This is a genomic window from Pseudarthrobacter raffinosi (assembly GCF_023913835.1).
Lineage (GTDB): Bacteria > Actinomycetota > Actinomycetes > Actinomycetales > Micrococcaceae > Arthrobacter > Arthrobacter raffinosi.
In genome coordinates, this window is the sequence record NZ_JAMXBG010000035.1 from 1 (window position 1) to 13817 (window position 13817).

Sequence of the window (13817 nt, forward strand, 5' to 3'; positions counted from 1 at the left end):
TTCTAAAAGTTTCTTTCCTTAGACAGTCAGAAACCTATAGACGGAAAGCGGCGTGCGTCCGTTAAGGCGCGCTCAAAACGCCCACGGAAGAGTCAGGAGAGCCAGATTTCCTGCCGGAGGGTCCCGCCCAGGCATGGCAGGTACTGAGGTTGAATCCTAATTCCCGGGCGGCCCGCGGAACGCTTCCCAGACGTTCCAAGGCCAAGAAGAATTCGGCCCGACCGGACGCGGAGTAACGCCGATAAGGACGCTTCAGAGCCGGCGTGCCCGACGGAACAGGCTTCTTCCTCTGGGGCGATTTTTCCGTTAAGGAAGAACGGTCTTTCAGTGGTGATTCCAAGGGTGTTGCAACTCCCGGTTTTCAGGGGGNAAGACGGGCATTCTCGGTTTAAACCGCCGTCGGCGCCCCGAGCAACATCGGTGGATCAAGGTTTAGGCACGACGCCGGCCGTTTCCTCACTGCCGCAACACTCACCGGCGGGCCGCCCACCGCCGTCGCGGTTGGACGGCGGCCATCGCGCAGAGCACGAAGCGCGTTCAGGATCGTGGCCAGATCGACCAACTCCTGGAGGAGGGCGCCGGCCACAGCTGGAATGTAGCCGAATACCGCTGCTACCATCAGGCCGATGCTCAGCAGGATGCCTATCCAAATGCTCGCCAGCGCTATCCGGACCGTGCGCTGCCCGATGTCGACTGCCAGCGCCGCTTTGGATAAGTCGTCGAGCATGATGACGACGTCGGCAGACTCGCTCGCCGCGGTTGACCCCTTGGCGCCCATGGCGACACCAACGTCGGCGGCAGCCAGGACCGGAGCGTCGTTCACACCGTCGCCCACCATCATGACCGGGCGTTCCCGCAGCCCTGCGACGATGGAGACTTTGTCACCCGGAAGGCACCCTGCCTGGAAGCGGGAGATCCCGGCCTGTGCAGCAATTTTTTCGGCCGTTGCCCGAGAGTCGCCGGTAAGGAGCAGCGTTTCCCGGATGCCCAGCCGGTGCAACGCGGTCAGTGTGCCCACCGCATTGTCCCGGAGCGGGTCGCTCATGATCAGCGCTCCCCCGAACCGGCCGTCAACGCCCACGTAGACCGCCAGTTGTCCACCGGCCACCTCGGCCTCCTCGAACGCCGAGGTGACGGAACGGACAAAGTCAGGTTTACCCACCACCACCGTTTGATCGCCGCAGGTCGCCGTGACCCCCTGGGTGGCGTGTTCAAACGCGTTGCTGCCCTCCAGCAGGTCAAGCCCGCGGTGCCGTGCAGCATCCATCACAGAGGAGGCAAGGACATGAGAGGAGTACTGCTCTGCCGAAGCGGCCAGTTGCAGCAGCCGGTCCTCGCTCACCAGCCCGGACGCTGCCGGTGAAACCCACATGCCGTGCAAGGTGGGCCGGCCGTGGGTGAGCGTGCCTGTCTTGTCGAAGACGGCCGTCCGCACCCGGGCAAGCTGTTCGAGGGTTCCGCCGTTCTTGATGATGATTCCCGAGTGCGCCGCCCGGCTGGTGCCCGCAAGAAACGCCACCGGAGCGGCGATGAGCAGGGGGCAAGGGGTAGCGACAACGAGGACCTGCGCGAACCGAGCCGGGTCCTGGCTGAAATACCAGCCCATCCCGGCCACGGCGAAGGCCAGGAGCGTGAACGGAACGGCGTACCTGTCAGCGAGCCGGACTACCGGAGGCCGGCTCGACGCCGCCGCCTGGACCAAAGCCACAATCTCGCTGTACTGCGAGTCTTTCGCCGTGGACGTCGCCTTCATATGCGCGGCGCTTTCGCCGTTGACCGATCCGCTGAGCAGCGTATCGCCTTTGACATGTTCCGCCGGCAGGCTCTCACCCGTCAAGGTGGATTCATCGAAGCTGCCAGTTGCCGTGAGAAGCAACCCGTCCACGGGAAGCACCTCCGAGGGTTTGACCAGAAGAATGTCGCCGGGCAGCACGTCCCCGGCCGGGATGTCTTCCGGCGGCAGGCCCGGCAGTTCCCGGTGGGCTGTCTGCGGGACGCGCTCGAGCAGGGACCTGAGTTCCCGGGTCGCCCGCCCCTGTGCAATCTCCTCGAGCGCTTCGCCTCCGGCCAGCATCAGCACGATGATCAGGGACGCTACGTACTCCCCCACTGCCACCGTCGAGGCGATGGCAGTCACGGCCAGCAGGTCGATTCCCTACCGGCCCCTCAGCAATGATTTGGCCATGGAGACCGACCTGGCCACGGCCACCATAAGTGCGTAGGCGCTTGCCGTCCACTGGGCTGCCGACGCCTGCCCGGTGGCCAGGAGCACCGCAACGATCGTCCCGGCAGCCACGGTAGCGGCCACCAGCGGAAAGTGCACAAGAAAACTTCTCAGGGCAGCCAGGGTCATGCCTCTGACGCTAATGCCGCCAGGCCGCCGCAGCTAGGGCGCTTCGGACCAGGCAGTTGCTCCTTTTCGGCTTTTCAGGACCTTCGTCCCTAATGCACCCGCTTCCATTCTGGAAGCATTGGCACGAACTACCGCCGCCCACACGCGAACGATGAAGTTTGGAAGGAGCAAGCGCATGGCAGGATCATTCGAATTGTTCACGGATGCCGAATCACACGTCCGGTTCACCCTTGTGGCACCGGACGGGACGGTCCTCGCCGTTTCCGGGCCGTACCCGGATAAGCGCGACGCCGCAGCCGCCATCAATGATGTTCGTGAATGCGCCGGAACCGGTCTCATCAATGATCTCTGCCCAGCAAGCGCCTGACATGCAGCCTGTAGCTACTACGAGCGTCAAGACCCGGACAGACGATGTCCTGGCGGTCAAAGGCCTGGTCAAGCGCTACGGCGAACGAACGGTCGTCGACGGAGTAACCTTTCACATCCGGGCGGGAGAAACCTACGGTCTTCTTGGGCCAAACGGTGCCGGCAAGACCACGATTATCTCGATGGTGGCCGGCCTGATCCCTGCTGACGCCGGCTCGGTCATTGTCGTGCTCATCGTCCAGGTCGGCGGCCAGAACAGTGCGCTGTTCGGTCAAGTCCGTCAGACACGGACCCTCACCGAGCGAGTCTTGCAGTTCGTCCATGGTCCGGGCTCCGGGTTCGCTGCTGGCCAGTTTTGTGGGTCTTTTCCGCCGTGTAACGGTGATTCCGCAGGACACTCCCGTGCCGGCATGGGAGAGCCTTGTTGCAGCGAGGGTGACCAGTCCGGCGAGGAACTCCCCGACGTCATTGTTGTTGTCCAGGATGAGGTCCTGAAGCCTGGCATCAACACTTGGGCGTGCGTGGCTTGGCTGCGGCCGTGGTGACAACGTGCGGGGGCAAATTCCGAAATTTGTTCTGGCGGTGCGGCCTCCGCAGGCCCGCGGTGTTTTGTGTGGTGGCAGTGCAGTGGTCTTGGATCAGACCGGTTCCGGCGCACTCACGCACATCCGTGATGGCCGCTGCCGCAGCGCGTTTATCCGGATACGCCTGCGAGACGGCCAGTTCGGTCCCGTCGGATGCTAGGAGCCGGAACCGGATGTGGGAGTGGAGATCGGTGAACAGTTCGAATACACCTGCCATGGTCGTTGTCCTTCCGGACGTCTCTGTCCTGTTTAGAGGTCGCGCGCGGGCCTCGATCGGCCGTCAAACGGGTTTCGTGGGCAGCGCGGGATCCGCGCCACGATGGTGGGGTCCCGGCAGGCATGTCGCCCTCGTATCCGGAAGCTTTCCCTTCCAGAATGCACCCCGTGACCGGCCGGTGGCAGGGACTAAAGTCCCCCAGGCCGTGCGGCTCCCGGAGAGTCCATGGCGGCGGCCGGGGGTTGGCGCCGGAAGGACTTTAGTCCATGTTTCCTGATTCCTGGCGGGTATCTACTGGAAGGACCCCGTCCCTTCCTTCGGGGCTTTCCCTGCCCAGAGTTTGGAGAAACTGCCATGTCTGATCTGCTCAGATGGTCCCCCTTCGCAACGACGCGGTGGACCTCACCGTTCAACATCCTGTTGAGGTCCCCGTCCGAGCTGATGGACTCCCTGGACCGCATGTTTGAATCCACGACCGGAGCTGCCCCGATCCGCGTCGAGGAACTCGTCGACGGCCAGACGCTGGTCGTGCGGGCCGAGATGCCCGGGGTCGATCCCGACAAAGACGTGGAGATCACGCTCGATGACGGATACCTGCGTATCCGTGCCGAACGCCAGGAAAAGGAAGAACACAAAGACAAGGGCCGCTTCCGGTCCGAATTCCGTTACGGTTCCTTCAGCCGCAGCATCCCCCTTCCCGACGGCGTGAAGGAAGAAGACATCAAAGCCACCTACACCAACGGGGTCCTGGAAGTCCGCACCCCCCTGCCGGAAGAGGCCGCCCAGCCCGAGGCCCCGAAGAAACTCCCCATCACCCGCGGGTAACATGACCTCCTCGAAACGCGGCACGGGTTCCGGTACCGGCACCGGCCCCGCGCCGGACATCAAATCCCTCTGGGCTCGGCTGGACCCGGCAACCCGGCAGTGGCTCATGGACCACAGCGGCACGGCCATCGTGCCCCGCACGATCAGCGCTGCCCTTGGCCGTGCCTCGGACCAACCGCTCCCCCAGGATTCCCACGGCCAATTCCGGCTTACCGAAGCGGCATGGTGTTCATCCGGAACCGGGCCCATAGCGCCTTCGCCGCCCACGGCACCGAACGGTTCTTCGAAGCCGTCCAGCCAGAACACCACCGGCACGACGCCGCCGACCGGAACACCAAGGACACCCGCCCCCGGGCCTAACCGACGCCGGGCGGGTGCACGCGGATCTGAAGGGCCGCACAGTAATAATCGTCGATGACGGTATCGCGACCGGGTCCACTGCCAGTGTCGCCTGCCGGGTTGCACGGCAACTGGGCGCGGCGAGAGTGATTCTGGCCGTGCCTCTAGCCCCGACCCAGATGCTGGCCTTGCTGACGGAGCCGGACGACGTGTGCTGCCTGGGTTCCGCCCGGAATTTCCAGGCCGTCGGCTACCACTACAGCGCCTTCTCCCCCATAGCGGATGAGGAGGTCGTGCAACTGCTCGACGCCGCAGCCCGGCGGCTGCACCGTGTCCTGGCAGCGAAAGGGCCCGGCGTCGAAGAAGAGGTGGAAATCCCGTCCGGTGCCATAGGTCTCCGGGGCAACCTGCAGCTGCCCGCACGGTGCGACGGGATCGAGGTGTTCGCCCACGGCAGCGGCAGCGGCCGTCACAGCCCCCGCAACAGGTTCGTCGCCTCGGTCCTTCAGCGCACCGCGCTGGGCACCTTGCTGCTGAATCTGCTGACCCCCGCTGAGGAAGTCAACCGGGAGAACGTGTTCGACATCCCCCTGCTCGCCCGGCGGCTCATGGCGGCAACCCGGTGGCTGGGAACCAGGAATGACACCTCATCCGGCCTTGTCGGCTATTTTGGGGCCAGCACCGGTGCCGGTGCCGCGCTGTGGGCCGCGGCCGAACCCGGCGCACGGATAGGCGCCATTGTTTCAAGGGGCGGGCGTCCGGATCTGGCCGGCCCGCGGCTGGCCGCCGTGCGGGCGCCGACTCTTCTGATCGTCGGCAGTGCCGACCCCCAGGTCCTTGCACTCAACCGCCGGGCCATGGCCCTGATGCGGGCGCCGACCCGGCTGGAGATCATCCCCGAGGCCACACACCTTTTCGAAGAACCTGGAACACTTACCCAGGCGGCCACGCTGGCAGCTGAGTGGTTCAGCCATCACCTGTTGCCGGCCCGGAACGAGGAATCAGCGCCCGAGTTGCCGCAGTGAACGGCAGTGCTTGCACCCAGACCGCGGGGCGGCACCGGGGGTCGCCCAGTTCCCTTTCCGGGCTCCGGCGACGACCAGATCGGCAGTGGCCCACTCTTATGCAGTTTGGGAATGTTCGGAACCGTCAAGCCAACGACCACTACGCATAGCCCAGCGCCGGGTACGTCGGTTCCGACTTCCAAGGGAGAGACCAAAACGGTGGGCGGACTGCGTGCCCCCACATTATCGATAACGGCTATCCGTGCCCGGTTTCTCCAGGGGCCGGGTGCCTCCCACGGGCGGGGCGGACCGCGGGTACGCGGATCCGGAGGCTTGCCAGGTATGCGCCGACGCCCATGATGGCGAAACCAGCGACGCCCAGAAAAAGTGCCCGAGTGGCGATGCCCGCCAGGAGGACCAGGCATCCGACGACGATGACAAGTGCCACCGTTGCGACGAGTCGTCCCGGCACCGTTTGGATGGCGCCGGAGCCCATCTTTGAGGCGAGTTTCGGATCTTGTAGCTTGAGTTGCTCGGCGATCTGGTCCAGCGTTCTTTGCTCACGTTCCGAGAGCGACATCATTGTCTCCTGCCATGTCATTTTCGGTATAGGCCGGGTGCATTTGCCCAGTCATCGCGGCTGTCCCGGACGCCGACTGAGCGTATATAGCCGAAACGGATGTCCGTAGTCGTCTTCACTCTTGCCCGACTCGCCCGTCGGGATTCACCGCGGATCCTCGATGGAGACCTGTTCCAGATGCTCAGGCACCCGGGCCCGCCAGCCCAGTTCCCGTTTGATCCGGATGCGCAGGGCATCTGATGCTTCGGGTTCGCCGTGTGTGATGTAGGTCATGCGGGGCTCCTTCTCTGCCCCCTTCATCCACACAATGAGGCCGTCGGCGTCGGCGTGGGCGGACAGGCTTTCCATCTGGATGACTTCGGCACGGATCTTGACGTCCTCGCCGTAGACGCGGAGCTCACGCTCCCCGGCGGCGAGGATCGCGCCGCGGGTGCCGCCTGCCTGGTAGCCGCTGAGGATGATGGCGTTCTTCGGGTCCGGTCCGTAGGCTGCGATGTGATGCAGGATCCTGCCGCCGGTCAGCATGCCGCTGGCCGAGATGATGATCATCGGGCCGCCACGCAGGTTCAGCAATTTGGACTCATCGGCGGTGCGGGTGAGTTTGGCCAGCTTGTACATGTTCTCGTATTCGTCCTGCTTGAGGTGGTGTTCCTCGCGGTGCCGCTGGTACATTCCGGAGGCGTCGATGGCCATGGGGCTGTTCAGGTATACCGGGATGTCCGGGATCGCGTTCTTCCTGCGGAGCCGGGACAAGTACAGCATGAGCGTCTCAGCCCGGCCGACGGCGAAGGCCGCGAACATGATGACTCCGCCGCGTTTCGCGACCCGGGTGATGATCTCCCCCAGTTGCTTCTCCGGATCCACGCTTGAGTGTTTCCGGTTCCCGTAGGTGGATTCCGTCACCAGCACGCCGGTCTCGCCAAGCGGGCGCGGCGGATACATGAAAGGATCGTCCGCTCGGCCCAGATCCCCGGTGAAATGCACGGAGTGGGAGCCGATCCGGACGTGGACCTGCGCGGCCCCCAGGATGTGACCTGCGGGCAGGAACGTCAGTTCCATGCCGCCGCCAAGCTCCAGCGGGTCGTCGAAACCATGGATGGTGAAACTGTTAAGGGACTTCACGGCGTCAGCCGCCGTGTAGAGCGGAAGCGGCGGGCTGTGCTTGGACGATTCGCGGTGGAATGCGAACCTAGCCTCTTCTTCCTGCAGATACCCACTGTCGGGGAGGAGGAGCGTGCAGAGTTCGATGGTGCCCTCGGTGGCGTACACAGGACCTCCGAAGCCGTCCCGGACCAGTGCGGGAACGTATCCCGTGTGGTCCAGGTGCGCGTGAGTCAGGACCACGGCGTCGATGGAATGCGGCGGGACGGGGAAGGGGGCACGGTTGCGTTCGCGGCTGCGTTTGTAGCCCTGGAAGAGTCCGCAGTCGACCAGCACGCGCTTGCCGCCGGATTCGATCAGGTACCTGGAACCGGTGACGGTATCGGTGGCTCCGAGGAACCGGAGGGTCGGCTGCTGGTGTTTCATGGTGCTCCCGTCCGCTGCCCATTTCTACCCCAAGCTTCCGCCCACGACGGGTCCGCACGTAGGGCCGAAAGTCACTTCCGGAACGACGGCGGCGAACGCCCGCCGTCGTCGTCGTCCGGAGCGCCCAGCAGTTCAGGCACCGGGCGCTGCTGATCCCGGTGCTGGCCTGCTCAGCCGCGGGCGGCGAGGTAATCGATGAGTCCTTTGACGGTAGCCACCGCGGGGTAGTCGCGTTCGGGAATGTCGACGCCGGTGACTGTGTCGATGGTTTCCACGAGCCGCAGGAAGTCCAGTGAATCGAGTTCGAGGTCCTGCCGCAGCCGGGAATCCTCGTCCACGTCCGCCATGTCCACATCCGGTGCGACCTTGCCGATGGCGGCATGGACCGCCTCGCGGGCGTCCTGTTCGTTCATAGCTCCTCCGGTTTTTGCAGCAGCTCTTCGATGCGGGCGAGGTAGCGGCCCCCGCGCAGGCCGTCGCTGACCCGGTGGTCAGCCGAGAGGGTGGCAATGACGGCGTGCCGCACCCCGAGCATTCCGTTCTGCGCCCAGGGCTGTTCCATCACGCGGCCGAAGCCGACCATGGCGACCTGCGGGGGATAGATCACGCCATAGACGCTCTCGACGCCCAGGTCCCCGAGGTTGGTCACGGTGATGGTCGGATCCGCCATTTCGGCACGCTGCAGCCGGCCGGCACGCGCGCGGCTAACAAGGTCGCGCAGCTGCTCCATCAGCACCTCCACGGGCAGTGTGTCGGCGTCGTGGATCGCAGGCGCCACCAGCCCGCCCTGGCGGAGGGCCACCGCGACGCCGAGGTGCACCGAGGCGCTCGGCCGGAACCCGCTGTCGCCGTAGAAACCGTTGACCTCCGGCACGTCTCTGGCCGCAAGCGCCGCAGCCTTGAGCAGAAGTGCGGAGGGGACGAGCCTGGCGGCGACGGGACGCTGGGCGTTGACGGACTGCATCCAGTCGACGGCGGCACGCAGGTCCAGGGTGGTGCTCAGGTAGTAGTGCGGAATGGTCTTCTTCGAGCGCGACATCAAGGCGCCGATGGCGCGGCGCAGGCTAGCCAAACGCTCGCGCGCCTCCGAAGTCTTCCCCGTGACAGGCTCTTCCGGCGCTCCCTTCGGGGGCGCGTGCAGGGCGGGAGAGGAAACCTCGGGGACCAGCGCCTCCGCATGACTGCCCGCGGCGCGGTGCACGTCCGCCTCGGTCACGGCGCTCTGCGGGCCGGTGCCGGAAATGGTGGCGAGCTCGACGCCGAGTTCGGCGGCGAGCCGCCGCGCCCGGGGCGAGGACCGTACCCGGCTGCCGGGGCGGGCGGCGACGGCATGCTCCACGTCCGCCCGGGTGATAACCCCGCCCTTGCCGGTGCCGTGGATCTTGGCGGTGTCCACTCCCAGCCGGTGCGCCAGGTGCCGGACCGGGGGCGCGATCGGGGCGGCTTCTTTCGGGGCTGCTGTCTCGGGGGCTTCGGGGGCGGCAGCCTTCGGCACAGCCGTTTTCGAAACAGCAGCCTTAGCCGTCGCCCGGGCCGGGGGCCCCTCATGGGCCGGCGGGCCGGTCTCGGCCGGGGTCTGCGTGATCCGGGCCAGCGGGGTGCCCACCGGCACCGTTTCGCCGATGTCGACCAGGAGATCCGCAACCACGCCCTCCTGGAAGGACTCCACGTCCATGATGGTCTTGTCGGTGTCGACGACGGCCACCAGATCCCCGCGGCGCACGTAGTCGCCGGGCTTGACCAGCCACTCGACGAGCTTGCCGTGCTCCATGTCGGCCCCGAGGGAGGGCATCAGGAACTCACCCACGGGCCCCCGCCGCCTCCTGGGCCGCGGCGACGATCCGCTCTACGGAGGGCAGGGCGGCCAGTTCCATGTGCTTGGAATAGGGGATCGGCACCTCGGCGCTGCAGACCCGGCCCACGGGCGCGTCCAGGTCAAAGAAGGCGTTCTCGGTGATCCGGGCGCTGATTTCCGCCGAAATACTCCCGCTGCGCCACCCCTCGTCCACCACCACTGCCCGGTGCGTCCGGGCGACGGATTCGAGGATGGTGGCCTCGTCGAGCGGCCGGAGCGTGCGCAGGTCCAGCACCTCGGCGTCGATGCCTTCGCCCGCGAGCTGCTCGGCGGCGTCGAGCACGGCGGGAAGAGTCCCGCCGTAGGTGATCAGCGAAATGTCACTGCCATGACGCCGGATCGCGGCGGAGTCGATGTCCACCGGGCCGGCGTTGTCGTCGAGTTCACCGGCGACGTTGTAAAGCGAGCCGTGCTCGAAGATCAGCACCGGATCCGGGTCCTCGAGCGCCGTCCAGAGCATCCCGCGGGCATCCTCAAGGGTGGCCGGGACGAGGATGCGCAGGCCGGGGACATGCGCGTACCAGCCTTCAAGGCTGTGCGAATGCTGGGCGCCCAGCTGGCGGCCGGCACCGGTGCTCATCCGGATGACCAGCGGCACGTGGAACTGCCCGCCGGACATGTGCAGCAGGGATGCGGCGTTGTTCACGATCTGGTCCAAGGCGAGGAGGCTGAAGTTGACGGTCATAATCTCCACGATGGGCCGCATCCCGCCGAGCGCCGCGCCGATCCCGGCGCCGACGAACCCGGACTCGGACAGCGGGGTGTCCCGGATACGCCCAGGGCCGAATTCCTCCAGCAGCCCCAGGCTCACCGCGAACGATCCGCCGTAGGCCCCAACGTCCTCGCCCATCAGGAACACGCGCGGGTCGCGCTGCATCGCGTCGCGGATCCCGGCCCGCAGCGCCTCCCGGTAGCTGGACTTCATGGTGCGCTCCGCTCGCTGTAGACGAAGCGCGTGAGTTCCTCCACCGGCTCCAGCGTCCCCGCTTCGGCGAAGTCGACGGCGGCGGCGACCTCCGCCTCGGCGTCCGCCTGCAGCTGCGCCCACTCTTCCCCGGCAAGCTGGCCCGCCGCCTCCATGCTGCTGCGGAGCAGGGTGATCGGGTCCCGCTCCTGCCATCTCAGGACCTCGGCCTTCTCGCGGTACCGTTCGGGATCGAACATCGAGTGGGCGCGGAAACGGTAGGTGCGTAGTTCCAGGAAATGCGGGCCGCCGCCGGACCGGACGGCGTCCACGGCGCGGCGTGCGGCCTCCTCAACGGCGAGGACATCCATTCCGTCCACGGCCCAGGCCGAGATCTCGTAGCCGGCGGCCTTGAGCGCGATGTCCGTCTGTGATTCCGAGCGGCCCAGTGCGGTTCCCATGGCGTAGAGGTTGTTTTCGCAGCAGAACAGCACGGGCAGTTGCCAGAGTGCGGCGAGGTTAAGGCTTTCGTGGAACTCGCCTTCCGCGACGGCGCCTTCGCCGAAGAAGCACACGGTGACGTTGGAGCGTCCGGCCATCTTATCCGCCAGTGCCAGCCCGACAGCGAGTGGCAGCCCGCCGGCGACGATCGCGTTTCCGCCGTAGAAGTGCGTGGCGGCGTCGAAGAGGTGCATCGATCCGCCACGTCCGCGGCAGCAGCCCTCCACGTAGCCGTACATTTCGGCCAGGATCGCACCCGCGGCGACGCCGCGGAGCAGGGCGTGGCCGTGCTCCCGGTAGGTGGCGACGAGAGCGTCGTCCGGGGACAGGGTCTCCAGGACGCCCGCCGCGACGGCTTCCTCACCGATGTAGACGTGCAGGAAACCGCGGATCTTCGCGGCGCTGTAGAGCTCGACGCACTTTTCTTCGAGCTGGCGCACACGGAGCATCTGCAGCAGCAGGTGCCGGCCGTGCTCCGGATCCAGGGGGCTGCGTGTCGGGGACATGGGGCCGGTCACTTCTGATCCTCCGGCGGGGCCTTCGGAGGGGAAGCCTCGGGGGAGGACTCGATGGTTGAGGTATCGCCCTCCGGCAGGCCAAGCTCGCGGGCCTTGAGCAGGCGCCGGAGGATCTTGCCGCTGCGGGTCTTGGGCAGCGCGGTAGTGAAGTCCAGCAGCCGCGGCGCCACCGCCGGGCCCAGCCGCTTGCGGGCGAAACCGATGATGTCCAGCTGCAGGGCCTCGGAGGGTTCCCAACCCGGACGGAGCTCCACGAAGGCCTTGACCACCTCGCCGGCCACCGGGTCCGGGACGCCGATCACCCCGGCCTCGGCCACGGCCTCGTGCTCTATCAGGGAACTTTCCACCTCGAACGGGCCGATCAGGTGCCCCGAGGACTTGATCATGTCATCGCCCCGGCCGACAAACCAGTAGTACCCGTCGGCGTCGCGTTTCGCGAGGTCCCCGGTGAGGTACCAGCCGCCCACGAAACAGCGGCGGTAGCGCTCTTCCTCGTGCAGATACCCGCGGAACATCGAAGGCCAGCCGGGCCGGAGCGCCAGTTCGCCCACCGTATCAGGCACCGTCACGAGCACCGCCTCACCGTCGCGGACAATCGGCTTGTCCTGGTCATCGCGCGCCACCAAGGCAGCCCCGACGCCGGGCAGCGGCCGGCCCATGGAACCGGGCCGGATCTCCGTGGCTGCGTAGTTGGAGATCATGATCCCACCCGTTTCGGTCTGCCACCAGTTGTCGTGTACGGGCTGGCCGAAGGCCTCCTGGCCCCAGACCACCACTTCCGGGTTGAGCGGTTCCCCCACGCTGGCGACGAAGCGCAGGGCGGATAAATCGTGGCTTTGGGCGCGTTCCGCACCGGCCTTCATCAGCATCCGCAGGGCGGTGGGGGCGGTGTACCAGACGGTGACGCCCTGTTCGGCGAGGATCCTGTACCACCGGTCGGCGTCCATTTCCTCCTCGTCCACGATCGTCGTCACCCCGTGAGTGAGGGGCGCGATCACGCCGTACGAGGTGCCGGTGACCCAGCCGGGATCGGCCGTGCACCAGTAGACGTCCCCGGGATGCAGGTCCAGGGCGAAGCTGCCGGTCGCATGGTGGGCGGTGACGGCGTCGTGCACGTGGATGACTCCCTTCGGTGTCCCCGTCGTGCCACTCGTGAAGTGCAGCAGGGCCATGTCCTCGGCCTGCGTCGCGGCAATCTCCCCGTCCGCCGGGGCTTCCCGCATCAGTGCGGCGAGGTCCAGGGTTCCCGGTTCCGGATCGCCCTCGGCGTCTATCAGCAGCACATGCTGAAGCTCCGGGAGCGAATCGCGGAGCTGCGCGATCTTCTTGCGGTACAGCACCCGCGTCGTGACCAGCGCCCGGCCCGATCCCAGGTGCAGCCGCTGACGGACCGGTTCGGGGCCGAACGCGGAGAACAGCGGGCAAAAGACGCTGGCGTTCTTGAACGTGCCGAGCACCGCAATATACAGGGCCGGCCCGCGGCCGGTAAGCGAGAAGACGCGCTCCCCGCGCCCGATTCCCAGGCTGCGCAGCACGCCGGCGAAGCGGTTGGTCTGCCCGGCCAGCTCCGCGAAGCTGAAGGAATGGGTGCTGCCGTCGGCCCGGACGAAACGCAGCGCCTCGCGGCCGGCGTGCTCACCGGCGGCATGCCGGTCCACCGCCTCGTAGGCGATGTTGACGCCCCGGCCACCAGGCAGCCCTGACAGGGCGCGCCGGGCTTCATCCCAGGAGAACGCGGCACACGCCGCCTCGTAGTCCACCAGGTTCGGCCGGACCGGGAAACCGGAGATGTCCTTGGAAATCGTGGGCCAGCGGGTCGATGGTGCGGTTCCTGCCGTCATGGTTCCATCGGACTCCTGCCCGGCAATACTGCCTAGAGTAGAAAGTCCCGCGCACAGGGTCCTGACCGGGTTTTCGGCAACCGGCAGGGGCGCGCAGCACCCCTGCCACGGGATCGGGCATTAGTTGACAGCCGCGGCCCCCACTACATACCGGGGCCTTTCAGAAATGCCCTGATTCCTGTAGCGTCTGCTCATCGGACGCCAGCCGCAGCGCGGGAAGGGATGGGTCGAGCTGTCAATATCTCATCCGGACGGTGAAACCTGGTTGCATGAGCTGCAGCATGACCCGCTGAAGCCACTGCTCAGTACCGCTCAGGTTCGTCTCCCAGTTCAAAATGGCGACCACTAATGCGTGTCGGCGTGATCTCGACATAGGTGTATTTCCGCGTCGGAATCCACGGTT

At 66.4% G+C, this 13817-nt stretch carries 13 protein-coding genes and 2 pseudogenes; 6 read left to right on the plus strand and 9 right to left on the minus strand.

The window, feature by feature from the left end; translation table 11 throughout:
- Positions 1-388: 388 nt before the first annotated feature.
- Positions 389-2353, minus strand: a pseudogene (locus NG697_RS20550) (heavy metal translocating P-type ATPase).
- Positions 2354-2528: 175 nt separating this feature from the next.
- Between NG697_RS20550 and NG697_RS20555 the strand changes: the two are divergent.
- Both NG697_RS20555 and NG697_RS20560 read left to right on the plus strand, forming a co-directional pair.
- On the plus strand, positions 2529-2720 hold the full coding sequence (locus tag NG697_RS20555; protein ID WP_308216227.1) for a YegP family protein: 192 nt from the start codon (positions 2529-2531) through the stop codon (positions 2718-2720).
- Between the two features lies 1 nt (position 2721).
- Positions 2722-3264, plus strand: coding sequence for an ATP-binding cassette domain-containing protein (locus NG697_RS20560; RefSeq protein ID WP_252603661.1), 543 nt, complete (start codon positions 2722-2724; stop codon positions 3262-3264).
- On the opposite strand, the gene NG697_RS20565 is transcribed toward NG697_RS20560, so the two are convergent.
- On the minus strand, positions 3224-3520 hold the full coding sequence (locus tag NG697_RS20565; protein WP_252603663.1) for a YegP family protein: 297 nt from the start codon (positions 3518-3520) through the stop codon (positions 3224-3226). The genes NG697_RS20560 and NG697_RS20565 overlap by 41 nt on opposite strands.
- A gap of 354 nt (positions 3521-3874) precedes the next feature.
- Between NG697_RS20565 and NG697_RS20570 the strand changes: the two genes are divergently transcribed.
- The 4 genes and pseudogenes from NG697_RS20570 to NG697_RS20585 all read left to right on the plus strand — a co-directional run bounded on the left by NG697_RS20570 (position 3875) and on the right by NG697_RS20585 (position 5709).
- Positions 3875-4345 carry an Hsp20/alpha crystallin family protein gene (locus NG697_RS20570; protein WP_252603665.1) on the plus strand — a complete coding sequence of 157 codons (471 nt, stop codon included), beginning with the start codon at positions 3875-3877 and terminating at the stop codon, positions 4343-4345.
- A 222-nt stretch (positions 4346-4567) separates the two neighbouring features.
- Positions 4568-4705, plus strand: coding sequence for a hypothetical protein (locus tag NG697_RS20575; protein WP_252603668.1), 138 nt, complete (start codon positions 4568-4570; stop codon positions 4703-4705).
- Positions 4706-4719: 14 nt separating this feature from the next.
- Positions 4720-4803, plus strand: a pseudogene (locus NG697_RS20580) (hypothetical protein); the annotation flags it as partial.
- Between the two features lie 39 nt (positions 4804-4842).
- Positions 4843-5709 (plus strand): dienelactone hydrolase family protein, encoded by an 867-nt coding sequence (locus NG697_RS20585; RefSeq protein ID WP_252615067.1) that lies wholly within the window; start codon positions 4843-4845, stop codon positions 5707-5709.
- A gap of 235 nt (positions 5710-5944) precedes the next feature.
- Here the strand turns inward: NG697_RS20585 and NG697_RS20590 are convergent, their stop codons facing one another.
- From NG697_RS20590 to acsA, 7 genes are all read right to left on the minus strand, one after another.
- Complete coding sequence (locus tag NG697_RS20590) at positions 5945-6271, minus strand: DUF3040 domain-containing protein (RefSeq protein ID WP_252603670.1); 327 nt, start codon at positions 6269-6271, stop codon at positions 5945-5947.
- A gap of 141 nt (positions 6272-6412) precedes the next feature.
- On the minus strand, positions 6413-7795 hold the full coding sequence (locus NG697_RS20595) for an MBL fold metallo-hydrolase RNA specificity domain-containing protein (RefSeq protein WP_252615066.1): 1383 nt from the start codon (positions 7793-7795) through the stop codon (positions 6413-6415).
- 170 nt (positions 7796-7965) lie between these two features.
- Positions 7966-8208 carry an acyl carrier protein gene (locus NG697_RS20600; RefSeq protein WP_252603674.1) on the minus strand — a complete coding sequence of 81 codons (243 nt, stop codon included), beginning with the start codon at positions 8206-8208 and terminating at the stop codon, positions 7966-7968.
- Positions 8205-9602: a dihydrolipoamide acetyltransferase family protein gene (locus NG697_RS20605; RefSeq protein ID WP_252603677.1), complete on the minus strand. Its 1398-nt coding sequence runs from the start codon at positions 9600-9602 to the stop codon at positions 8205-8207. Before NG697_RS20605 ends, NG697_RS20600 begins: the two co-directional genes overlap by 4 nt.
- Positions 9595-10575 (minus strand): alpha-ketoacid dehydrogenase subunit beta, encoded by a 981-nt coding sequence (locus NG697_RS20610; RefSeq protein WP_252603679.1) that lies wholly within the window; start codon positions 10573-10575, stop codon positions 9595-9597. Before NG697_RS20610 ends, NG697_RS20605 begins: the two co-directional genes overlap by 8 nt.
- On the minus strand, positions 10572-11561 hold the full coding sequence (gene pdhA / locus NG697_RS20615; protein ID WP_252608022.1) for a pyruvate dehydrogenase (acetyl-transferring) E1 component subunit alpha: 990 nt from the start codon (positions 11559-11561) through the stop codon (positions 10572-10574). Before pdhA ends, NG697_RS20610 begins: the two co-directional genes overlap by 4 nt.
- A gap of 8 nt (positions 11562-11569) precedes the next feature.
- A complete protein-coding gene (gene acsA, locus NG697_RS20620; protein WP_252603682.1) occupies positions 11570-13414 on the minus strand; it encodes an acetate--CoA ligase in 1845 nt (614 codons plus the stop codon).
- Positions 13415-13817 lie beyond the last annotated feature (403 nt).